A 7165-nucleotide genomic window follows, 5' to 3' on the forward strand; every position below is an offset into this window, starting at 1 on the left:
GTGCCGCCGGAGGGGGTGGCACGGGCTGCGGTCTGGGTTCGCTCGACACGTCTGGTCCTCCTGGGACTCGTGGCGCCAGAGAGACCGAAGTCTATGGAAGTGATTCCCTGTTGTCGATCCGCCCCGACCGGGCGGGCGGGTCAGCGAACGCGGCGCCACGCGGCCCGACGACGCCAGAGCAGCGCCGCCACCAACAGGGTCACCCCACCCGCCGCCGCGGCGACCGGCCACCAGCCGGCCAGCCCGTCGCCCACCGGGCCGCTGGCCGCGGCCGGACGGGCGGCGACGGTGGCGGCCAGCGCGGGCGGCGAGGCGTCCAGCTCGCCCGGCTCGATCAGCCGGCCGACGGACACGTCCCGGGGCAGGGAGAAACCCCAGTCGAGCAGCGCCGTTCCCTGTTCCCAGCCCCGGGCCGGCCGCGGCTCGGCACCGAGCAGGGTGACCACCAGTCGCCGCCCACCACGCTGGGCCGCGCCGACGTAGGTGTGCCGGGCCAGGTCGGTGAAGCCGGTCTTGCCGCCGAGCGCCCCCGGGTACCGGTAGATGAGCTGGTTATCGTTCTGGATCTCGAAGCCCTTGGTCCGCCGCGCCGGCTGGGCCGGGATCCGGGTGCGCTCGGTGCGCGCGTACCGGCGGAAGGCCGGGTCAGCGAAGCAGGCCCGGGCGATCAGCGCCAGGTCGTAGGCGCTGGTGAACTGCCCCGGCCCGTCCAGCCCGGACGGGGTCACCGCGTGGGTCTGCAACGCGCCGAGCCGACGTGCCTGCTCGTTCATCGCCCGCACCCCGCCGGCCGCCCCGTCGGCGCCACCGCCGAGGCGGGCCAGCAGGTTGGCGGCCTCGTTGCCGGACTGGAGCAGCAGCCCCAACCAGACCGTCTCCACCGAGTAACGGCCGCCGGCGACCAGGCCGACCGCGGAGGACCCGGGTTCGATGTCCATGTCCTCCGCGGTCACCGTGACGACCTGCTTCGGATCCAGCCGGGGCAGCATGGTCGCCGCCAGCAGGAGCTTCTGCACGCTGGCCGGGGTGGCGTACTCGTGCGGGCCGCAGCCGCCCAACACCTGACCGGTGTCCAGGTCGGCCACCAGCCAGGAGGTCGCGGTGACCTCGGGCGGGCGCCGGACCCCGGCCGGGACCACCAGGCCGGCGGTGGCCAGCGCGGGACCGCCCACCGCCCGCTCCTCGGCGCGCGAGGGCGGTGGCGAGGGTCGCGGCGGACGGGACACCTTCGGCGCGGGCCTCCGCGGGCACGGCACCGCCGGAACGGCGGCCGCTTCACCGGTGTGGCCGACCGGCACGCCCGCCACGGCCGCCCGGCCGGGCCGGGAGGACGGGGCGGAGCCAGCCGCCGACGGGACGAGCACACCGGCGGGCAGCAGGACGGCGGTCGCCGTGGCCGCCAGCAGGCGAGGTCTCATGCCGTCACCCTAATCGGCAAGATCGGTGCCGCGGGGTGAGTTGACCGTCCGCGGCTGCCGCGGCTAGTGCCGGAAACGGCACCAACGAGCCGGGATACCCCACCGTGTTGGTACGGCGAGCCCGGGCCAGTCCGAGTCCGGCCGCAGGACGTCGGCGTTCCGGGCGATCGACGCCGGCTGCGCGCCGTCGCGGCGGGTGAACGGGTCGCGCCGGCCTCCGAGCGGGGCGTCTCGGTTTCCCGCCGGCATCTGGCGTTGCTACTGACGGTGGCGCTCGGCGGCCCGGCCGTGGTCACGACCGGCCGGGCGGCGGCGCAGACCACGGCGGGCTACCCGGGCGCCGGGCCGGGCCGGCCGATGTCGGCCACGCCGAGCAGCAGCCGGGCGAGTTCGGCCCGGCGCTCGCTGGTCAGCTCACCGAGCAGCTCGCCGTCGACGGCGGCGGCGATCTCGCCCGCCCGGGCCAGCAACCGCCGCCCGTGGCCGGTGACCTCCAGCCGGGCCGGGCGACCGTGCCCGCCGTGGTGGCGGATTACCGCGCCCAGCTCCTCGAGCCGGTTGACCGTGGCGTGCATGCTCTGCGCGGTGACCCCGGCCCGCCGGCCCAGGTCGCTGTAGGAGAGGTGGGGGTTGGCGGCCAGGTAACCGAGTGCGCCGACGTGCCGCAGGGTGAGCCCGTGCTCGGCCAGGGCGGCCTCGACGCGGCGCTGGACGGCCCGCCCGGCCGCGATGAACAGCAGGGCCAGGGCCGTGGAGGTGGTCGGCGATGGACGTGAGCCGGCGCCCGGCCCTGGCCCGGCCTGCCCTTGGCTCTCCGGTTCCATGCGTTCCTCCGTCGACCGTGATGCGTCATCATCGCAGCTGACCGGGCTTCAGCCCGACTTGAACCGGCGGTTGTCGGGAGGTAGCCGACGACCTGAGGTGACGACGCGCCAGGGCGGCACCGGGTGCGGAGTTGCTCACAAGGCGTTGCCCGCCGCGTCACCCTCCGACTAGAACCGGGGAACGATCGCCCGGACCTCCCGGCGACGGTGGCGAGGTGATGGCGTGGCTCTGGTCTCCTACGACGACACCGCAGCGGCGGCCTTCGCCGCCACCCGCGAGCTGCCCTGGGCCGGCCTGGACCGCTGGCGGCACGCGGTGCAGCAGCACCTGCGGCCGCGGGCCGGGACGACCGTGCTCGACCTCGGCGCCGGGACCGGCGCCTGGGCGTCCGCGTTCACCGACTGGTTCCGGGTGCGGGTGATCGGAGTCGAGCCGGCCGGGGCGATGCGGGCCCTGGCCAACCACCGGCCGCTGCTCGCCGGGGACGGCGTCGCCCTGCCGCTGCGCGACTCCTGCGTGGACGCCGCCTGGCTGTCCACCATGGTCCACCACCTCGCCGACCTCGATACGGCGGCCCGGGAGCTGCGCCGGGTGCTCCGGCCGGGCGCGCCGGTGCTGATCCGCTCGCCGTTCCCCGGCCGGCACCAGCGGATCGCCCTGTTCCACTGGTTCCCGGCGGCGGTGCGGGTCCTCGAGACGTACCCCGATCTGGCCCGGGTGCGCTCGGCCTTCGCCGCGGCCGGTTTCACCGTGAGCAGCGTCGAGGCGGTCGCGCAGACCACCGCGACGTCGCTCGCCGAGTACGTCGAACGGCTCGACCGGCGGGCGCACACTCCGCTGCGGCTGATCAGCGACGGCGACTACGACGCCGGCATGGCCAGGCTGCGCGCCGCGACCCCGACCGCCAGCGGCCCGGTGGTGGACCATCTGGACCTGCTGGTGCTGCGCTGAACCGACCGCGCCCGGCTCGCCGCCGCCGGGGACGGGCCGCCGCCCGGGACAGACCGGCGCCGGGACAGGCCGGCGCCCGGGCCAGGCCCACGCCCAGAACGGGCCACCAGCCGGGGTGCCGCTCCGGGGAGCGTCCGGTCACCGCTGCCCGGCCGTCTCCCGGTAGCGCAGGTAGTCGTGCAGCGCCGCCGAGGCGCGCAGCCGGCGCAGGCTGCGCCGGTGCAGCTCCTGCTCCCGCTTGGCCAACTCCGCCCGGACCCGCTGGGCGCTGCCGGTCGTGCGCATCTCGTCCAGCACGGCCGCGATGATGTCGTACGGGTAGGCGCCCCGCCGCAACAGCGCGACCACCTGCGCGGCGCGCAGTTCGGCCTCGTCGTACACCCGGTAACCGGTGCCCCGCTCGCGCGCCGGCCGGAGCAGCCCGCGTGCCTCCCACAGGCGCACCTGCGACGTACGGACGCCGACCAGCCGGGCGACCGCGCCGACGCGCGCGCCGTGGCGCGGCGCCGGCACGGCGACGGCCGGGCTGGTCACGACGGTCTCGAACGCGCCGAGCACGCGACGGATGTCGGCCCGTTCCCGGTCCAGCTCGGCATGGCCGCCGTCGAGCGCCGCCAGCGCCGCCGGCAGGTCGCCCCGGTGCACCGCAGCCATGATTTCCCGGGTACGCGCCCAGCCGTGCCCCTCGGCCATCCGCCGCGCCACGGCGAGCGCCCGGACGTGCGCCTCGGTGAAGATCCGGTACCCGGCGGGGGTGCGCTGGACCGGCGGGAGCACGGCCAGGTCGACGTAGTTGCGGACCTGCTGCACGGAGATGCCCACGGTCGCGGCGACGTCGACCGCGCGCAGCCGGCCGCTGCGCTGCCCGCGCTGACCACCCGCGCCCTGGCCGTCGGCGCGTCGACCACCCGCGGCTTGTCGTCGGGCCGCCACCGGGTCAGCCTAACGCTTCGACGTCGTTTGAGACTTCTCGAGTTCTTTCCGGCGGACGTCGCCGTCGAGCGGCGTGAAAGCCTCCACACGCAGATCAATGAGATCATTGAAGGCGGCCAGGCCGGTAAGCAGAAACTCCGGCGGGTGTCGTCCCGCCGATGATCTCGTGAAGGGTCCGCATGCAGCAGCCAACACGGTCCGCCGCCGACAGCCACGACATGATCGAGGTACGCGGGGCCCGGGAGAACAATCTCGCCTCCGTCTCCGTCGACATCCCCAAGCGCCGGTTGACCGTCTTCACCGGGGTGTCCGGGTCCGGCAAGTCCTCCCTCGTCTTCGGGACCATCGCCGCGGAGTCGCAGCGGCTGATCAACGAGACCTACAGCGCCTTCCTCCAGTCGTTCATGCCGAGCCTCTCCCGGCCCGACGTGGACTCGCTGCGCAACCTGACCCCGGCGATCGTCGTCGACCAGGAGCGGATGGGCGCCAACTCCCGCTCGACGGTGGGCACCGCCACCGACGCGTACGCGATGCTGCGCATCGTGTTCAGCCGGCTCGGCTCCCCGCACGTCGGCGGCGCCGGCGCGTTCAGCTTCAACCTCGCCGAGGGCATGTGTCCGGCCTGTGAGGGCCTGGGCCGGGTCTCCGACCTCGACGTCAACGAGATGGTCGACGTCGAACGCTCGCTCAACGACGGCGCGATCACGGTGCCCAACTTCGCCGTCGACTCGTGGTACTGGCAGACCATCGTCAACTCGGGTCTGTTCGACCCCGACGTCAAGCTCCAGGACTACACGCCGCAGCAGTGGCAGGACTTCCTCCACAAGCCGGCCACGAAGATCAAGATGGGTAGCAACAACTGGACGTACGAGGGCCTGATCGTCAAGGTCCGGCGGCTGTACCTGGCCAAGGACCGCGAGTCGATGCAGCCGCACATCCGCGCGTTCGTCGACCGGGCGGTCACCTTCACCACCTGCGCCGCCTGCGGCGGCGCCCGGCTCAACGAGGCGGCCCTGTCCTCCCGGATCGCCGGGCGCACCATCGCCGAATGCGCGGCGATGCAGATCAGCGACCTGGCCAAGTTCGTCCGCGACATCGACGACCCGTCGGTGGCCCCGCTCGTGGCCAACCTGCGTGACCTGCTGGACTCGCTGGTCGAGATCGGGCTGGGCTACCTCAGCCTGGACCGGGAGTCCGCCACCCTCTCCGGCGGCGAGGCGCAGCGGGTGAAGATGGTCCGGCACCTCGGCTCCCCGCTCTCCGACGTCACGTACGTCTTCGACGAGCCCACCGTCGGCCTGCACCCGCACGACATCGCCCGGATGAACGGCCTGCTGCTGCGCCTGCGGGACAAGGGCAACACCGTGCTGGTGGTCGAGCACAAACCGGAGACCATCGCGATCGCCGACCACGTGGTCGACCTCGGGCCGGGGGCCGGCACGGCCGGCGGCCGGGTCTGCTACACCGGCGACGTCCCCGGACTGCGCCGCTCCGACACCCTGACCGGCCGGCACCTCGACCACCGCGCCCGCCTACGCGACCAGGTCCGCCGGCCGGCCGGCCACCTGCCGATCCGCAACGCCGACCTGCACAACCTGCGTGACGTCAGCGTCGACATCCCGCTCGGGGTGCTGACCGTCGTGACCGGCGTGGCCGGCTCCGGCAAGAGCTCACTGATCCACGGCTCGCTGCACCGCCGCGACGGGGTGGTCGTCGTCGACCAGTCCCCGATCCGCGGTTCCCGGCGCAGCAACCCGGCCACCTACACCGGCCTGCTCGACCCGGTCCGCACGGCGTTCGCCAAGGCCAACGGGGTCAAGGCCGCCCTGTTCAGCGCGAACTCCGAGGGCGCCTGCCCGACCTGCAAGGGCATCGGGCTCGTCTACACCGACCTGGCCATGATGGCCGGCGTCGCGACAGTGTGCGAGCAGTGCGAGGGCCGCCGTTTCACCCCCGAGGTGCTCACCTACCGGTTGCGCGGCAAGAACATCAGCGAGGTGCTCGGCATGTCGGTCACCGAGGCCCGGGACTTCTTCCCCAGCGGGCCGGCCCGGGTGATCCTCGACCGGCTGGCCGACGTCGGGCTGAGCTACCTCACCCTGGGGCAGCCGCTCACCACGCTCTCCGGCGGCGAACGGCAGCGGCTCAAGCTCGCCATCCACATGGCCGAGAAGACCAGCACGTACGTGCTGGACGAGCCGACCACCGGCCTGCACCTGGCCGACGTGGACCAGTTGCTCGCCCTGCTGGACCGGCTCGTTGACGCGGGCAACACGGTCATCGTCATCGAGCACCACCAGGCGGTGATGGCGCACGCCGACTGGTTGATCGACCTCGGCCCCGGTGCCGGGCACGACGGCGGCCGGATCGTGTTCACCGGCACGCCCGCCGAGCTGGTCGCCCACGGCGAGACGCTGACCGCCCGCCACCTGCGCGAATACGTCGGCCGCTGACGGACCGCGGTGGTGGCTCCGCACCGGGGCCACCACCGCGTCACCTCGGTCAAGCAGTCCGGCGTCCCGGCCCGGCTGTTCACCCTCGCCGGCCCGGCTGTCAGCCGGCGCAGCCAGCGGCACAGCGGCGGCACGGTGGCGGCCTGCCGGGTCGGGCCGCCGGCTTACCGGAGTCGACGCAGCCAGCGCTTCTGCCAGGGCGTCTCCACCGCCCGCGGCCGGTAGGTCGTACGGACCCACCGCACCGCCCGCTCGGGCGGCAGCCCGTCGAGAATCGCGAGCGCCGCCAGGGCCGTACCGGTGCGTCCGGTGCCGCCGCGGCAGGCGACCTCCACCCGCTCGCCGTCGTGGGCCCGCCGCAGCGCCTCGCGCAGCGCGTCCAGCGCGTCAGCCCGGTCCACCGGGATCCTGAAGTCCGGCCAGCGGATCCGCCGGTACGGCCAGGCCGGCACCGGCCCGGGCGCCAACAGCAGAGCGAAGTCGGCGGGGGTCACCGCGTCGCCGATCCGGCGTCCCCGCACCGCAGCCCCACTCGGCAGCACGACCACGCCCGCCTGCGCATCCCACGCCCGCACCGCTGCCACC

6 protein-coding genes are annotated in these 7165 nt (G+C 74.3%); 2 read left to right on the forward strand and 4 right to left on the reverse strand.

The genetic code is table 11. The features are described 5' to 3' along the window. Positions 1-140 precede the first annotated feature (140 nt). Positions 141-1418, reverse strand: coding sequence for a D-alanyl-D-alanine carboxypeptidase family protein (locus C1I99_RS27240; protein ID WP_111137072.1), 1278 nt, complete (start codon positions 1416-1418; stop codon positions 141-143). Between the two features lie 329 nt (positions 1419-1747). Beyond that, entirely contained in the window at positions 1748-2242 is a 495-nt protein-coding gene (locus tag C1I99_RS27245; protein ID WP_111137073.1) for a MarR family winged helix-turn-helix transcriptional regulator, read from the reverse strand. A gap of 223 nt (positions 2243-2465) precedes the next feature. Here C1I99_RS27245 and C1I99_RS27250 point away from each other — a divergent pair, with 223 nt between their 5' ends. Next, entirely contained in the window at positions 2466-3194 is a 729-nt protein-coding gene (locus C1I99_RS27250; protein WP_111137074.1) for a class I SAM-dependent methyltransferase, read from the forward strand. 138 nt (positions 3195-3332) lie between these two features. On the opposite strand, the gene C1I99_RS27255 is transcribed toward C1I99_RS27250, so the two are convergent. Then, the gene (locus C1I99_RS27255) at positions 3333-4127 is read right to left on the reverse strand and encodes a MerR family transcriptional regulator (RefSeq protein WP_111137075.1); all 795 of its coding nucleotides are present in this window, start codon (positions 4125-4127) and stop codon (positions 3333-3335) included. A 179-nt stretch (positions 4128-4306) separates the two neighbouring features. Here C1I99_RS27255 and C1I99_RS27260 point away from each other — a divergent pair, with 179 nt between their 5' ends. After that, positions 4307-6580 (forward strand): ATP-binding cassette domain-containing protein, encoded by a 2274-nt coding sequence (locus C1I99_RS27260; protein WP_111137076.1) that lies wholly within the window; start codon positions 4307-4309, stop codon positions 6578-6580. 164 nt (positions 6581-6744) lie between these two features. On the opposite strand, the gene C1I99_RS27265 is transcribed toward C1I99_RS27260, so the two are convergent. Further along, entirely contained in the window at positions 6745-7164 is a 420-nt protein-coding gene (locus C1I99_RS27265) for a protein-tyrosine phosphatase family protein (protein WP_325049244.1), read from the reverse strand. Position 7165 lies beyond the last annotated feature (1 nt).

The sequence above is a fragment of the Micromonospora deserti genome (genome assembly GCF_003236335.1).
In the GTDB taxonomy this organism is placed as follows: domain Bacteria; phylum Actinomycetota; class Actinomycetes; order Mycobacteriales; family Micromonosporaceae; genus Micromonospora; species Micromonospora deserti.

Excerpts from the sequence above, each read along its gene's own strand:
- C1I99_RS27260 (WP_111137076.1), top strand. The coding sequence starts at position 4,307 with ATGCAGCAGCCAACACGGTCCGCCGCCGACAGCCACGACATGATCGAG.
- C1I99_RS27245 (WP_111137073.1), bottom strand. The coding sequence starts at position 2,242 with ATGGAACCGGAGAGCCAAGGGCAGGCCGGGCCAGGGCCGGGCGCCGGC.
- C1I99_RS27240 (WP_111137072.1), bottom strand. The coding sequence starts at position 1,418 with ATGAGACCTCGCCTGCTGGCGGCCACGGCGACCGCCGTCCTGCTGCCC.